This is a genomic window from Candidatus Sodalis endolongispinus (genome assembly GCF_018777395.1).
Lineage (GTDB): Bacteria > Pseudomonadota > Gammaproteobacteria > Enterobacterales > Enterobacteriaceae > Sodalis_B > Sodalis_B endolongispinus.
In genome coordinates this window covers 75655-91249 of the sequence record NZ_JAFJYC010000002.1, presented here as the reverse complement: position 1 = coordinate 91249, position 15595 = coordinate 75655, and the positions used below count along the sequence as shown (strand labels likewise).

The 15595-nt window shown below is 55.8% G+C and carries 10 protein-coding genes and 5 pseudogenes; 3 read left to right on the top strand and 12 right to left on the bottom strand.

Translation table 11 applies throughout. The annotated features are described in order from the left end of the window. Positions 1-4: 4 nt before the first annotated feature. From JZM24_RS13590 to JZM24_RS13560, 8 genes and pseudogenes are all read right to left on the bottom strand, one after another. Positions 5-1801: a bifunctional diguanylate cyclase/phosphodiesterase gene (locus tag JZM24_RS13590; RefSeq protein WP_215670316.1), complete on the bottom strand. Its 1797-nt coding sequence runs from the start codon at positions 1799-1801 to the stop codon at positions 5-7. Positions 1802-2396: 595 nt separating this feature from the next. Then, positions 2397-3698, bottom strand: coding sequence for a tagatose-bisphosphate aldolase subunit GatZ (gene gatZ, locus JZM24_RS13585; RefSeq protein WP_215670314.1), 1302 nt, complete (start codon positions 3696-3698; stop codon positions 2397-2399). Next, a pseudogene (locus JZM24_RS13580) lies at positions 3695-4670 on the bottom strand (sugar kinase). The gene gatZ and the pseudogene JZM24_RS13580 overlap by 4 nt, the downstream one beginning before the upstream one ends. A gap of 38 nt (positions 4671-4708) precedes the next feature. Continuing rightward, positions 4709-5638 carry an ABC transporter permease gene (locus tag JZM24_RS13575; RefSeq protein WP_312885045.1) on the bottom strand — a complete coding sequence of 310 codons (930 nt, stop codon included), beginning with the start codon at positions 5636-5638 and terminating at the stop codon, positions 4709-4711. A gap of 60 nt (positions 5639-5698) precedes the next feature. Further along, the gene (locus JZM24_RS13570; RefSeq protein ID WP_246580062.1) at positions 5699-6697 is read right to left on the bottom strand and encodes a sugar ABC transporter ATP-binding protein; all 999 of its coding nucleotides are present in this window, start codon (positions 6695-6697) and stop codon (positions 5699-5701) included. Between the two features lie 2 nt (positions 6698-6699). Next, positions 6700-7188 carry an ATP-binding cassette domain-containing protein gene (locus JZM24_RS18770; protein ID WP_246580061.1) on the bottom strand — a complete coding sequence of 163 codons (489 nt, stop codon included), beginning with the start codon at positions 7186-7188 and terminating at the stop codon, positions 6700-6702. A gap of 83 nt (positions 7189-7271) precedes the next feature. After that, positions 7272-8162 carry a substrate-binding domain-containing protein gene (locus tag JZM24_RS13565; protein ID WP_215670312.1) on the bottom strand — a complete coding sequence of 297 codons (891 nt, stop codon included), beginning with the start codon at positions 8160-8162 and terminating at the stop codon, positions 7272-7274. A 666-nt stretch (positions 8163-8828) separates the two neighbouring features. Further along, positions 8829-9681, bottom strand: a pseudogene (locus JZM24_RS13560) (tagatose bisphosphate family class II aldolase). Positions 9682-10220: 539 nt separating this feature from the next. Between JZM24_RS13560 and JZM24_RS13555 the strand changes: the two are divergent. The 3 genes and pseudogenes from JZM24_RS13555 (at position 10221) to JZM24_RS13545 (ending at position 13421) form a co-directional block, all read left to right on the top strand. After that, complete coding sequence (locus tag JZM24_RS13555; RefSeq protein ID WP_312885018.1) at positions 10221-11039, top strand: DeoR/GlpR family DNA-binding transcription regulator; 819 nt, start codon at positions 10221-10223, stop codon at positions 11037-11039. Positions 11040-11052: 13 nt separating this feature from the next. Beyond that, positions 11053-12008, top strand: a pseudogene (locus JZM24_RS13550) (sugar kinase). Positions 12009-12283: 275 nt separating this feature from the next. Next, positions 12284-13421: pseudogene (locus tag JZM24_RS13545) on the top strand (IS3 family transposase). On the opposite strand, the gene JZM24_RS13540 reads toward JZM24_RS13545, so the two are convergent. The 4 genes and pseudogenes from JZM24_RS13540 to JZM24_RS13525 form a co-directional block, all read right to left on the bottom strand. Next, positions 13413-14171, bottom strand: coding sequence for a BNR repeat-containing protein (locus JZM24_RS13540; RefSeq protein ID WP_215670310.1), 759 nt, complete (start codon positions 14169-14171; stop codon positions 13413-13415). The pseudogene JZM24_RS13545 and the gene JZM24_RS13540 overlap by 9 nt on opposite strands. Next, positions 14168-14638, bottom strand: coding sequence for an MFS transporter (locus JZM24_RS13535; RefSeq protein WP_215670309.1), 471 nt, complete (start codon positions 14636-14638; stop codon positions 14168-14170). Before JZM24_RS13535 ends, JZM24_RS13540 begins: the two co-directional genes overlap by 4 nt. Further along, positions 14539-14952, bottom strand: a pseudogene (locus JZM24_RS19785) (hypothetical protein); the annotation flags it as partial. The gene JZM24_RS13535 and the pseudogene JZM24_RS19785, both read right to left, overlap by 100 nt. Before the next feature lie 149 nt (positions 14953-15101). Then, positions 15102-15443 carry an MFS transporter gene (locus JZM24_RS13525; RefSeq protein ID WP_215670307.1) on the bottom strand — a complete coding sequence of 114 codons (342 nt, stop codon included), beginning with the start codon at positions 15441-15443 and terminating at the stop codon, positions 15102-15104. Positions 15444-15595 lie beyond the last annotated feature (152 nt).

Below are 15595 nucleotides of genomic sequence, written 5' to 3'. Positions count from 1 at the left end.
GCGCTCAGAGCGGCGACGCCGCGTCTGTTTCCCTGCGCCACGGCTGCCCTACCGTTGCCATATACTGACCCAATGCCGCCAGCGGCAGCGGACGGGAAATATAAAAACCCTGCGCACCGTCAAACCCCAACGCAGAGACTTCGTCAAATGTCTCCTGGTCTTCGACCCCCTCGGCGATCACCTGATAATGCAGATCATGCAGCATTTTTATAAGATAGGTTAATATCACCCGATTACGCGCATCGACCGCCATATTGCTTATCAGCGAGCGGTCGATCTTGATAACGTCCGCCGGAATAGTAATCAAATAGCCAAGATTGCTGTAACCGGCGCCGAAATCATCAATGGCGATGCGGTAACCTTCGCGTTTAAGTGTGTCAAGGTGGGTCAATGCCCGTTCGTTATGCAATATTTCCTGCGTTTCCAGACATTCCAGCTGCGCCGCCGCCTGCGGATACGCTTTTCTCAGTTCACGCATCAGCCGCAGGAAACGAGCGCTGGCCAGATCCTGAACCGAGACGTTGACCGATACCGCCAGCGGGCAGCCCTGCTCACGCCACAGCGCCATATGTTTCAGCACTTCGCGCAGCACCCAGCGGGTGATGGCGGAAATCGCCCCGGACTTTTCCGCCACCGGGATAAACTCCGCCGGCGAGATGTCGCCGAACTGCGGATGCCGCCAGCGAATCAGCGCCTCGGCGCTTTCAATCATGCCGGTGCGCAGGTTCAGTTTCGGCTGATAATGGATGGCAAACCCCGCAGTCGACGAGATACGTTTGGTCAAGTCCTGCACAATGGTAGTCAGCCGCTGTTGCGTCAGGTCGTTATCGGGATGATAGCGCATGACGCCCTGCTTACTGCTCACGGCGTCATGCAGCGCGCTCATGCATTCGCGCAGAATTTGCTGCGGCTGGGGACGGGTCGCCGTATCAAAGCGGGTTAAACCGGTGTTCAGTTCAAACGTCAGGGTATAAAACCGCTCATAGCCGGCGTTTAACGCGGTGCGCAAACGGCGAAGGTTGTCCAAAAGATCGGCGGTGTCCTTCTCATCATACAGTATGGAAAACCGGCCGAACGCCACGCTGTAAAGACGATAGCGTGCTCCCAGCGCCTCCCTCATGCGCTGCGCCACCGCTAGGATGTGTGCCTCTACCATCGCGATACCGAACGCTTTGGCGGTATCATACAGGCGGACGATCTCGGTAGTTTCCACCAGCGCCAGTCCGTAGCGCGGCACGCGCTCATCTAGCTCAGCCAGTTCATCATAAAGCCGCTGCCGGTTGGGTAACAGCGTCACAGGATCGATAAGGCCCAGCCGATGGGTTTCTTGCATGAACGCTGTGACCATGGCGCCGAGAGCTTCCAGCCGCTCCCGTTCGTGATGGTTCAGGGTGCGCGGCTGATAATCGATGATACACAGGCTACCGATGGCGATATTATTTTTGGTGACCAGTGGCGTGCCGGCGTAAAACCGGATATTGGGAAAGCCCTGCACCAGCGGGTTCTGGCTGAAACGCGCATCCTGGCGGGCGTCATTGACCACCTGCGTTTGTTGCGCGTCTACCACGAAACGGCAGAATGAATCCTCACGCGGGGTTTCATCCAGCGGAAAATTATGTTTGGCATAAATTACCTGTTTTTCTTGCCCGACGAACGTTATCAAGCTGGTCGGCGCCGCCAGGATTTTACACGTTAGCGCGGTTATCAGGTTAAAGATACCGGCCTGCTCTCCGCGCGCCAGCGCATCAATCATGTTGCGCCGTTCGCTCTCGCTTTCCTTCCCGCCAAAATGATCCAGCATCCCGCCTCCCGAGAAAGATAATGACGTTTGGCGCTACGTTTTTCAGCCCAACGTATTTATTATATCTCGTCAGCGATAATGCGCGTAATGAAGCGTCAAAGCGCCCGCCCAGACAGGCGCTACGCGCGTGGCAAAAGCCGCCATAGCGCGACGTTCGCACACGCCGCGCGGACAAAAAAGCTCTCCCGCATGCGCCCGGCGCCAGCTTTCCTTATACCCATTCTGGCCCCGGCGCGCTACTTGCCTTGACCGATCCCGCCCCCCACGCGATATACCCTGATACGCCAGGTACCCAGCTCATTGCGCTACCGATACCCGGGGCGGTCGCGCTAACGTTCTAACGTCATTCCTTAACCGATCCCGGCCCCGCGCGATAGGCCCTGATACGCCAAGTGCCCCGCTCATTGCGCTACCGATACCCGGGACGGTCGCGCTAACGCCCTAACGTCATTCCTTAACCGATCCCGGCCCCGCGCGATAGGCCCTGATACGCCAAGTGCCCCACTCATTGCGCTACCGATACCCGGAGCGGTCGCGCTAACGCCCTAACGTCAGCTTTAAGCGCCACGGCGTGTTCAAGCCCCGGCGTTACTCCTTAGCGCGACAGCGCGTGCACCTCCGGCTCTGCGACCGCCTGCGGCCGGCAGCCATAGGCGTAATCCCGCAGCACATCCTGGATTTTGTCCATGATAAGACTGTGCGGATCCGCACGGCATTCCCCCGCCACCACCCGCCGGTATTGTAACGGGAAATATTGACTTAACATGCCAAGGGGCAAACGGCAGGCGCTCAGTTGGCCAATCAACTGGCGCAGCGCCGCCGCGATGCGATCCTGCGGCCAATAGTAGCGGATGCGATCGGACAGACTGTAGTGTAAATCCACCATCGCCTGGGAGTGGCGCGGATGGTAATACTGTTCCCAATATTTTGGCTCATCCAGCATGACGCTGTCGATCACCGCCAGAATATGGCTTTGCCGTTCTGTCGGCACCAACGCTTTTTCCATTAGCGCCAAACTGAAAATCGCCTCGCGTAAAGCGAATGTCAGCGCCGGTCCGACTTTCAGGATGGCAAAGTGGTCCTGCACCAGCTGTGCTAACGCCTGCGGGGTCTGATAATCGGTAGAGTGGGCCTCAAACACCCATAGCGTGGTGGCGATAAAGCGCGACAGCGCCTGGGCGGCGGCCGGGCGATAGTGAATGATATTGCTGTGATCGAACTCCACCCCAGGCTGAACCACCAGGGCGATGATACGGCCAAACGCCTGCGCCTGCCCCAGCCGGCGGAAGGCCGTTTCATGCAGGCTTAGCGTTTCCTGCGCGGAGGTGGTCGTGGTCACATGCACCTTGCCTATTGTGTCCGCCTCGCCGCCGGAGACCGGCACTTCGGTACCAATGACATAGCACAACGCCTGCCGTTGGGCGTCGCTGGCGCTGGCCTCGGCCGCAGCGCAAAGCTGCGCCGCCCGCAGCGCGACCGTTTCCGGCGGCAACGGCACCGGATCGTCCAGGCAGGGCATTGATGCATCAAGGTGAATTTTGCAAAACCCCGCCCGCACATAGTCGGCCACCAGCTGCGCAGCTTTCGCCATCGCGACCTCAGCGGGTTCATAGCGCCAGCAGTTAGGGCCGAGATGATCCCCGCCCAGGATCAAACGGAAAAGCGGAAAGCCGACCCGGGCGGCAATGGCCTGAACAAAATCGCGAAAGCCCGCCGGCGTCATGCCGGTATAACCGCCAAATTGATTAACCTGATTGGAGGTGGCTTCAATCAAGACCTGGCGCTCGCTATGCAGATCAAAGCGCAGCGCCGCCTCTACCACCAGCGGATGGGCAGAACACACGGAACAAATGCCCAGGTGTTCACCCTGTTTGTGTCGAGCTATTAAGGTTTTCATTGACGTTCCTGAATTCTGTGATTATCGGAAACCGGCGTCTGCCGCTGCAAAAACGCCTCGATTTGCGTAAGATTGGAGGTGCCCTCCATGGGGCCTTGGCGGGTGACAGCCAGAGCGCCGCAGACGTTGGCGTAAGACAGCGCCTGGCTTACGCTGAAACCGCGCTGGCGACAGGCGATGAATGCACCGCCAAAACAGTCGCCGGCGCCGGTAGGATCCACTTCAATAACCGGGTGGCCGGGCACATGGAGCGTTTGTTCGGCGCTGTAGTAGCTGGCGCCATCACGGCCTCGCTTCACGACCACTTCCCGGATGCCGTTTTGTAAAAACCAGTCTATGGCCCCCTGCACGTCGTTGGCCGGCGACAGCAACAAAACCTCACTGGCGCTGGGAAGGTAACAATCGGTCAACTCAAGCATGAAATGCAGCGTATCGCGCATTTCGGGTATGGCCAGCATTTCCTTGCGGATATTCGGGGCGAAAGAGAGCGTGCCGCCGGCCGCTTTTACCTGCTCAGCGGCCTCTTTCACCGCATCCACCATCTGGAAGGAAAACAGCGAAGAGCCCATGACATGCAGGTGACGACACTCTGCCGGCAGCGTTTCCGCCACCTGCTGGGGCGAAATGCGGCCGCAGGCGGAATGCTTGATATTGAAAATGAAATCCCGTTCGCCGCCGGATTGATAGGCGACAAAGGCGCTGCCGGTGCTTTCCTGGGCCAGCATGCGAATGCCGCGGGTGTCGATGCCATCACGCGGCCAGCCTGTCGACATTGAGCCGGCCGAAACCGTCATCGCCGACACAGCTGATAATGCCGCCGGACACCCCGAGCTTGCTGACCTGATCGATAAAAATCGCCGGTGCGCCGCTGGGATAGGGACCGTGCCAAACGCCAGGATGGGTAAATCCCTGGCCGATGTTAGCCGCCATCATTTCCACCAGTACTTCACCAATGGTATAGATACTGTTCATCACCCTATTTCCTTCTTTTTTGCTGTAAGCCGCCCCGGTCAACCGCGTTTCTTTTTATTTCTGACGTCGACATAGACCGCCACCAGGATTACCATCCCCTTCACTACCATTTGGTAAAAATAGGGAACATTCATCAAATTCATCCCGTTGTTGATGACGCCGATAATCAGCGCGCCAATCATGGTGCCGATCACCGTGCCATAGCCACCGGCAAGACTGGTACCGCCCAAAACGGCCGCGGCTATGGCGTCCAGCTCATAGCTGAGCGCCGCGTTGGGCTGGCCGGAGTACAAGCGCGACGCAAGAATCAGCCCGCTGATGCCCGCCATCAGCGCGGTTATCATGAACACCTTGATGCGCAAAGCGGTCACGTTGATGCCGGAATATAGCGCCGCTTCCCGGTTGCCGCCGGTCAGATAGATTTTGCGCCCGAAGGTCGTGCGGCCGAGCACCGCATGGTTAACCACCAACAGCAGAGCCAGGATCCAGATGGGTACCGGAATCAGCAGCCATTCGCCGTTGCCCAGCGCCAGGAAACCCGGGCTGCTTATCATGACCGGCATCCCATCGGTGACGATGTAGGCCACGCCGCGGAAAATCCCCATGGTGGCGACGGTGACGATAAAAGAAGGAATACCGGCCAACGCGGTCAGGGCACCGTTAATGCAACCCAACAGTAGTGCGGCGACGATCGCCATCGGCAGCACCAGCAGCAAAGGAACGTCAAACGACAGGCCCAGCGCGGCGAAGGTCCCCACCAGGGCGATGGTGGCGCCCACCGACAAATCGATATCGCCCAGCAATAGCACATAGGTCATGCCGTAGGCGGTAATGGCAATAATCGACACCTGCAACACGATGTTAGTCAGATTATTGGCGGTAAAAAAGCTGCCGTTTAGCAAGCTGAACAACAGCACCAGGGCCACCAGGCCGCCGACGATGCCGCCATACTGCTTCGCGGCGCGGATAAAGCCGGCACCGGCACCATCACGCTGGTGTCCGGGAGAAAGGAGAGCTTTGTCACTAATTTATGCGACTCCTGTAGCGGCGGAAATGAACTGGGCCGGGGTTAACTGTGCACAGGGATAAATGTCCACGATGCGTTTGGCGCGCATCACCACCAGGCGATCGCTTAGCGCCATCACCTCAGGCAGTTCGGAGGAAATGAATACAATCGCCGTCCCCTGGGCCGCCAATTGGCTTACCGCCTGATAGATTTCATACTTCGCGCCCACGTCGACGCCCCGCGTCGGTTCATCAAGAATCAATACCCGTGGGGTTTTTTGCAGCCATTTGGCCAGTACGATTTTTTGCTGATTGCCTCCGCTTAGCGTACCGGCACGTTGATAAGGGGAACTGACGCGAATTTTCATCCGCCTAATCGCCTCCCGGGTGGTCTGCCGCTCCCGGCGCCGGTTAATCAGCGGGCCGGCATGCTGAAATGCAATATGTTGCAGGTTGAGATTGACATCGTGACTGAGCACCAGCCCCTCTTCTTTTCGATTCTCGGTGACGAACGCAATCCCTTGAGCGATGGCCTGGCCGGGAGAGCGGATAGTCGCCGGTTTACCCGCCAAGAGAATGTCGCCCTCGCATCGGGTCAGTCCGAAAATGCCCTTCATCACATCGCTGCGCCCGCTGCCGACCAGGCCAAAAAATCCCAGCACCTCCCCCGGCCGGACGCTGAAGCTGATATCGGCAAACTGCCCCGGTCGGTTGAGATGCCTGACCTCCAGCAGCGGCACAGCGCCGGGGTCAGGACTACCCCCTAACCGCGGCGGGAAGACATGTTTCATTTCACGACCGACCATTTGCGCGATGAGTTGCGCGATAGTGGTATTGGCACGCTGATGGGTGGCAATACAGCTACCGTCGCGTAAGACCGTAATATCGTCGGACACACCCATGATTTCATCCATGCGATGGGAGATATACACCAGCGCGCAGCCACGCGCTTTCAAGCGGTCAATAATGCCGAATAAAATAGCGGCCTCGCCGTCGCTTAACGAGGACGTTGGTTCATCCATAATCACCACCGAGGCTGGAAAGCTGAGCGCCTTAGCAATTTCCACCAATTGCCGGTGCGCCAGTGACAGCGCCCCACCCGCTGATGCGGGTCAGCCTCAATGCCTAATTCCGCCAGCAGCCGCCGGCAGTCGACCACCATTTGGCTATTACGGATAAAACCGCACCGTGCCGGCTCATGGTTGGCGTAGATATTCTCCGCTACCGTCATATTGTTGCTGAGGCTCAATTCCTGAAACACGGTGGCGATGCCTAACGCGCGGGCATGAGCGGGATTGCGTATCGTCACGGCATGGCCGTCAACAACGATAGCCCCCCGATCGGGGGAGTACAGACCGGCAAGAATCTTAATCAGCGTCGATTTGCCGGCGCCATTTTCCCCCAGCAACGTATGCACCCTGCCGCGGCGTAACGTCAGACTGACGCTTTGCAGTGCCACTACGGCACCGAATGTTTTCGCGATATCGCGTACTTCCAGCTGAATGTCCGACATCATGCTCTCCGGTTACTGAGGCCTGCGGCCAGGCGCCGGCCGGGCCTTGTCTGCCCGGTCGACGCCGGTCAGTGCGTTTTCCGTTAAGGTTTTTGATAGACGCCAGGGGCCACGGCAATGGTTTTCGGCACCGTTTTGCCGTTGAGATAATCGACGGTCGCCGCTACGGCTTTGCTGCCCATTTGGTCCGGGTATTGCTGGATAACGGCGACAAAAATCGGGTCGTTATCCACCGCTTTGCGCGCCTCCGGCATACCGTCTAAGCCAATGATTTTGATGTGATCATTGCGCGCCGACTTCGCCGCGATCACCGCGGCCAGCGCCGCGTCATCGCCGAAACCGAACAGACCGTCCAGTTTAGGGTGTCCCTGCAGGATATTTTGCGCGGTGGTCAGCGCTTCGGCGCGGGTGATACCCGGCTGAATCGCGACAATCTTCACTGCGGGTGTCGCGGCCAAACCCTTTTTAAAACCATCTACCCGCGCAACCACCGACTGCAGCGCCGGATAATCAATGATAGCCACATCGCCTTTGCCGTTGAGCAGTTTCCCCATCAACCGGCCGGCCTCTACGCCACCCGCATAATTGTCGGTCGCTACATGGCTTATCACGGGTACCCCTTCCGCGGCCACATCAACGCTGACTACCGGTATGCCGGCTTTCTCCGCTTTGATAATGGCCGCCTGGACGTCGCGTGAATCGACCGGTGAAATAATGATGGCGTCGACCTTTTTGGTTATAAAGTCCTCAACATCCGATAATTGTTTATTCAGATCTTGATTGGCTATTGAAATATTAAGCGTCACATCCTCTCGTTGCGCTTCGGCTTTCATGGCATTCGCCAGTTCAATATAAAACGGATGCTGCTGAGTCAGCAGCGAGGCGCCTATTAGGTAGTGTTTCGCCTGTGCATTCTGCATTAACAGTGATAAAGACGCCGCCAATAGGGCGCCGATAAGAGTGGCATGCTTCATGTTTTATAGACCTCAATGTCGTTAGCGCCGCAACATACGCGACGATTCAGCCACAGCTTGACGCCGTGACTAAAGAAGTTAGGCCGGACGGACAGGCCGACGGCCCTGAGACAAAACCTTACTCAGCGCACCACCTTACCCGGGGCACCGCCACGCTGGCCGGTTACCGAAAGCGCTTGACGCAACGCGCAAGAATGATAGGCCTCGGCCGCACCGGTGCTCGGTTGCCAATCATCGAAAACGGATAATCGATAGCCGATAGTTAATAGCCATAGACATCATTCATTAAATTATTTTTTTATAATTATATTATTTCTTTATTTTCAGCGCCGGCCATAATTGCTCAAATGACTTAACGCAGAGTGAGGGTTTAAAAAAAGCATTCGCAGCCCTGTGCGTTGTGCCAACCTATGCTCGGCCCGATTAACCTCGCCATTGTTAGCAACGATAAATACCTTCGCGCTCCCGCCGCCACCGTTTTATTATCGGCCATTGCGCTGAGATATTGAGTTGCCAACCTGCGGCCGTCAGCAATAAGGTGCAACTCACCTAATTTATCCTTTGCCTGCGCTGCCACACAGGGTAATCAGTTTGTCGACACTCACCTGATTTATCCTTTACCTGCGCTGCCGCACAGGGTAATCAGTTTGTCTACACTCACCTGATTTATCCTTTGCCTTCGCTGCCACACAGGGTAATCACTTTGTCGACAACGGCTTGCATCGCCCGTTTCGCCGGTGGCATATAATGGCGCGGGTCGGTGGCGTCGGGATGTTCAAGCAAGTAGTATTTTAACGCACCGGAAAAGGCGATTTTTAGCTCGGGCGCCACATTGACCTTGCAAATGCCCAGACCGATGGCACGGCGGATATCCTCATCGGCCAGGCCGGACGCGCCGTGCAGCACCAACGGCACGCTGACCCGTTGGCGGATCTTCTCAAGCCTGGCGAAATCCAGCTGCGGCGCGGCTTTATACAGCCCATGGGCGGTGCCGATCGCCACGGCGAGCGAGTCAATACCGGTACGACTAACGAATGCCGCGGCCGCCTCCGGGGAGGTGAACAATTCGTCACGGTCCGCCACCACTTTATCGTCCTCCTCGCCGCCGAGCAGACCCAATTCTGCCTCGACACTGGCATCAAAGCGGTGACTGAATGCCACGACCGATTGAACCAGCGCGATATTGCGCTCAAAGGAAAGCGCGGAACCGTCAATCATCACCGAGCGAACTCCGGCATGAACCTTCGCGCTGATATCCGCCAGCGTTTCATGATGGTCAAGGTGCATCACCAGCGGCTGGCGATATTCAGCGGCAAGCGCGCGCTATCATCACCAAATTATTGGTGCCGCCATGAGTGAATGTCCCGGGCGTGCCGGCGAAAATGACCGGCGAACGCCGCGCCGCCGCGGTTTCCACAATCACCTGCAAAGTTTCAAGATTGTGGATATTGAATGCCGGCACGGCATAACCTTCACGTTGTGCTTTCAGCAGCGGGTATTTGCTGGAGATAACTGACATGTCGCTTTCTCCTTAACGATTAGCGGCGCAACAAGAGACACCCATCCGCACTTTTGCCGCATGCGGCGCCTGTGAATTGCTTATAAGCCGCAAGAAAATCATAATAACCTTTAAATTGAAACTTAATATAAGGGTTATGTCGCGGCGATGGCGTGACAGCGATCAAATTTAAGCATAATGCTTACAAAACGTAAATAATGATTATTGTAAAACGAAAGAGTTACTCTTTTTTGCGATTCGACCTCGCTTCTCCACCCCCGGTACCCACGCCTAAAGGGGCAAAAAGACTGTTGTCCAGGCGGCGATGGTACAATTATCAAGATTTAAGACAATGATTATTAATGGTTATTATTAATTTCATTTTCTAATAATCAATACCTGCCCGGCGCACCGTGCGGGAAGCCATCGCCAACGGCAGCGCAACACGGTTGGGTGGCCCCCTGCGCCCCTCCGGGCATCGGCTCGGGTCGCCTGAAACTTTCAATTGGAAAGTTTGCGGACTATAGTGAGGCTATTTACCGCTTATCCAGGATGGCACCGTGCCGAGAAAATCATCCAACTTATTGAAGCGGCGACTTAAAATCGCTGAGATTTTACGAAAACAGGGAGAGATACGGGTGGAAAGCCTGTGTGAACAGCTGGGCGTCTCCGGCGTCACTATTCGCGGCGATTTGGCCTACCTTGAACAACAAGGTTATTTGAAACGCTCGTTTGGCGGGGCCATTTCCGCCGCCATCGCGCCACAGCGTGTATCACCGCCGGCCGGCGAGGTGCCCAACCGCGCCGCGGAACTGGAAATGGCGCTGCATTGCGCCCGCCTGGTGGCCGATCGGGACACGCTGTTTGTGGGGCATGGCGCCATTACCCGCAAGATTATCCCCTTGCTGAGCGGTCGGAAAAAGCTGCGGCTTATCGTTAACGATCTTCACCATGCCCTGCTGGCGGATGAGTTTATCGATGGCGAGATAATCCTGGCGGGCAGTGAGTTGATCCGCAACCGCCATGTTCTAGTCGGCAAAACGCTGGACAGCGTCGTGCAACATTACACGCTTTCACACTGTATTTTACAGGCCACATCGTTGGATGCCACCGGCGCCCTCAGCGGCGAGCTGCCACAGTTGGCACCGCATTACCAGCGGGTGCTCGACAATACACAGATGAAAACACTGCTGGTCACCGGTTATCCGCCGCCCGAGGGTAATCACGCGCCGGCTGGGCAATTGACCCAGTTGGACAATTTAGTGACCTGCGGCGCGGTGAACGGATTTTATCAACAACAGTTGTTCGAGTCGGATTTCATCATCCGCTACAGCAATAATGAGTGTTTTACCTGGACTAATCGGGATTCTACTTGGTGATTAAGGGGACGCTATGTCTGTGAGCATCTGCACTATAGGTGAGTTACTGGTAGAATTTCTCTGTAAAAACTATAACCAGGGCTTCACCCGGCCCGGCGAGTTCCTCGGCCCCTATCCCAGCGGCGCGCCCGACATCTTCGCCGCGCAAGTCGCCCGGCTGGGCTTCAGCTCGCTGTTGTTCGGCTGCGTCGGCAACGACGATTTCGGCGAACTTAATATCGAGCGGCTGCGCCAGGAGGGGGTGGCAACCGAAGGCATCACCCGGGTGGATAAAGCCCCCACCGGCACCGCGTTTGTCAGTTATCGGCCCCCCCTCGAGCGGGATTTTATCTTTAATATTCCCAGTAGCGCCTGCGGTTTCCTCTCTCCCCAGACCATATTCAACCCGCCTTGCTTGAGCGCTGCCAGCACTTTCATATTATGGGGTCGTCGCTATTTTCGTTTCGTATCATTGACGCCATGCGTAAGGTGATACAGATAGTCAAGGCCAATCAGGTAACCGTTTCCTTCGATCCCAATATCCGCAAGGAGATGATGAATATCCCCGAGATGCGCCAGGCGTTCGACTACATTTTGGAATACACCGATATTTTTTTGCCAAGCGAAGGGGAAATGACGTATTTCGACCACGGCCGCAATCAGTCGGAGGCGGCTATCGTGGCCGACCTGCTGGCGGGAGGCGTGCAGCATGTTACCATCAAGCGCGGTGGCAACGGCGCCAGCCACTATCAGTGGCTGCAAGGTGAGCTGCAGGAGCAACATGTCGCTGGCTACCAGACGCCGCTGGTGGATCCCACTGGCGCCGGCGACTGTTTCGGCGCAACGTTTGTCAGCCTGCTGCTGGCCGGTCATCCGGTGAGCGAGGCGCTAACCTATGCCAACGCCAGCGGCGAATTGGCGGTTTCGCGCAAGTGGCCAATGGAGGGAATTTCCACGCTGCAGGAGATTAAACGACTGGTGCTGGCTTAAGCACGGCGCCACCGTCTCGACCCTGGTCTGCCACTAAAGGCGCTACGGGTCGCCCAGCAGCGAATCCACGTACCTTGCACAGAATACAAAGCGCCTTTCACAGAGCTCAAAGTACAAACTACAAAGACTGATTTATCCCCCTGAAACACCAGACAGTAGCTGTATCTCCAGATAAGAGATAGGCTTGAATATATGTCTAACACTAACGCCAATTTTGATATGACCGGATCCTGTTAGGTCAAGAAGTCCGTAAACGTAAAACTCCTCAGGAAAAAATGGCCATTATTCAGCAGAGGATGGAGCCCGGCATGAATGTCTTCCATGTCGCACGACTGCACGGTATCCAGCCCAGCCTGCTGTTTAAGTGGAAAAAGCAATATCAGGAAGGAAGCCTCACCGCCGTGGCTGCCGGGGAGGACGTTGTTCCTGCCTCTGAGCTTGCAGCTGCATTGAAGCAGGTCCGGGAGCTCCAGCGCCTTCTGGGTAAGAAGACGATGGAGGTTGAGATCCTAAAAGAAGCCGTGGAGTACGGCCAGTCACGAAAATGGATAGCGCACGCGCCCTTGTTGCCAAAGGCCGGGGATCGCAAAGTTTCTGTAATAGCACAGGTCAGCCGCGCCATGAGCGTGTCGCGTGCGCCGCTGTCACTGCGGATTAAGCGTTCTGCCGACTGGCAGGACAGACGCTGAAATACTGTCGGACATCCTCGACATCATCAGCGATATGCCCAGCTACGGCTATCGGCGGGTGTGGGGAATCCTGCGTAAACAACGTCGCGCAGAGGGACTGCCGCCGGTAAATGCGAAACGACTTTACAGGATCATGTGTGAGCATAACCTGATGTTATTACATTGAAAACCAGAGCGGCCGAAGCGTGAGCATAAGGGCAGGATCGCGGTGGCAGAAAGCGATATGCGCTGGTGTTCAGATGGCTTCGAGTTCGGCTGCGACAACGGTGAAAAACTACGGGTCACCTTCGCACTGGACTGCTGCGACAGAGAGGCCATAGACTGGGCTGCGAGCACTGGAGGCTACGACAGTTCGACCGTGCAGGATGTGATGCTGAGGTCGGTAGAAAAGCGCTTCGGCGACAGGTTACCCGATACAGCGGTGTAGTGGTTGACGGACAACGGTTCAGCGTATACCGCGCATGAAACGCAGAGGTTCGCCAGAGAACTGGATCTGGAGCCCTGCACAACAGCGGTGAGCAGCCCGCAGAGCAATGGCATGGCCGAACGGTTCGTGAAGACGATGAAGGAAGACTATATCGAGTTCATGCCAAAACCGGATGCGAGAACAGCCCTGCGAAACCTTGCAGCAGCTTTCACGCATTACAATGAAAACCATCCGCACAGCGCGCTGGGATATCACTCTCCGAGAGAATACCGGCGGCAGCGGGCTTCGTTAACTTAAGATACAAAAGCTGTACGGAGATGGCGGGGCAAGATCAAGCGTTTCGCCTGAGGATGTTTCCCAGTGCAGCAAATCCTGACTTCTGGCATAAGACAAGTTATTGTTAGTTTCGCAATCTGGCGTTTCCCGCCACATCCAGATCATGTGCCAATAACCATCCGGCCCGGGGACGGGGGGTCGGGCATACCCATTTCTTTCCCCTTCGCCATTGAGCAGCGGCGTATCCAACAGTCGGCGCCAGGTCTGCGTTTTGCTATCCCAACAATTATAAATATCATCCCCGTTGCCGCTGCAGCCGTCGCGGTAGCGGTAGCGGAACAATAACAATCCCTTCTCATATTTAAAAAACAGCGGATAGGTGGTGCGTTCTTCCCGCTCACCCACCATTGACCGCACCGGGCGCAGGGAGGCGATATCCAGCGGTTTAGCCGAGCGATAATAGATTAACGGATCGGCATGCATATTCCCGGACAGATGAATAAGACCTTCGTCGTCAATCGCCATCGTCAGATAGTTATGTGAGTCATAGTCGGTTATGTTGGCATTGCGATTACGTTTAGCAATCCAAAACCCCTCTGGCTGTAAAGTTGTCCACGCTTCGCTGGACGGGGGCCGACACCAGACGGTGATCCGATGCCGTGGATCATACCAAGCGGCAAACAAATATTCCTCATGTGTGACAAGACAGAAAAGCACGGTAAAATCTGCGCACGCCTCACCCACCAGTGAGTGAATAACCTCATGTTTCATAAACTCTGCTCCTGATGTGCTAATTTATTTTTTCTTGATAAAAAGTAACCGGCCAGGATGATGGCACCTAGGGGGTGGAGTAAAGCCCCTGCATAAATCGGCACCGAATAACCGAAGTGATCGATAATCGTACCGACAAAACCGTTAAAAATAATCGAACTGATGCCCCCCAATGCACTCATAATGCCGATAGCGGTCGCAATAGCGATTCTCGGCGCGAGGCCGCCCATCATGATCATCGCCACACTCAGCCAGGCCGTACACATAAAATTGATAACGGCCATGATCCCCATAGCCGCTATATCATTGGTGACCGACGGCAGTAAAAAGACCAGCGGCGCCAGGCAAGTTACCGACCAGATAATAATCAGTCTTGCGCGCGTCGGCTCGACGCCACGGGCGACCAGGCGGTCGGAAATCTTACACGCCAGCAACACGCCGAACACGGCGGCGAGGGGGGAAACCACATCAATTCACCCACGCGGGTGAGTGACAACCCCAGTTTTTCCTGCATAAAACCGACCTGCCAATATTGGTAGAAAAACCAGAACGGATCGGTAAGCAGGCGGGCAAAAATAAGCACCCAGATGGGTTTCGAGGTCAAGACCAATTTATACCGCGCAAAAAACGTGATATCCGCGCGTTCCGGTTGAGGTTGGTCTCCAGCAACCGCGACCGGCGGACGACGGCTGGCCACAAACCACAGCAAACCCACCACTACACCCGCCAGGGCGGGAATGAAGAACGCCCAACGCCAGCCGCTGGAAAGGGTGACCCAAGCGACAAACGTGGGCCGACAATCAGCCCCAGCGACTGGATAATATTCGTTAACTGAAAAGCAAAAGCGCGCTGCTCCGCTTTAAACCAGGTGAACACCGCAAGCGTCAATGCCGGTACAATCCCGGATTCCGCCATCCCTAATAGCACCCGTCACGCTATCAAGCCATGCAAAGAGGTTGTAAGACCGGTCACCAGCGTGGCGATGGCCATTAACACCATCAGCCCGGTGATAATAAGGCGACTGCCATACCGATCTACCAGTGCCCCGGAGAAAAAACACATGATAGTGTACGGCAGCATAAATGCCGTTATTAGTAAGGAATAATCGGTATTGCCGACCCCCATTTCATGCATCAGGGTGGTTTTGAGAATAGAGACAATATGTCGATCAAAAGAAAAGAAGAAAAGGACGCAGCCAAGCAAAACAAGCAGTATTGCTACAGGGAGATCAAACTGTTTGATTTTATGGAGTGAAACAGTGCTGCTGTTCATAGTTACCTCGAATCAGGTTCAACGCCAGGTGAAAACGCCAGCGAGTATAAGCACTGTTCAGTCTTTATGATGCAATGCGTGTGAAGACCATCAACGCTATTTGTATTATCATGCCAGCAACGCGTTGTTGCTGGCATTTCCGTAACCGCAAA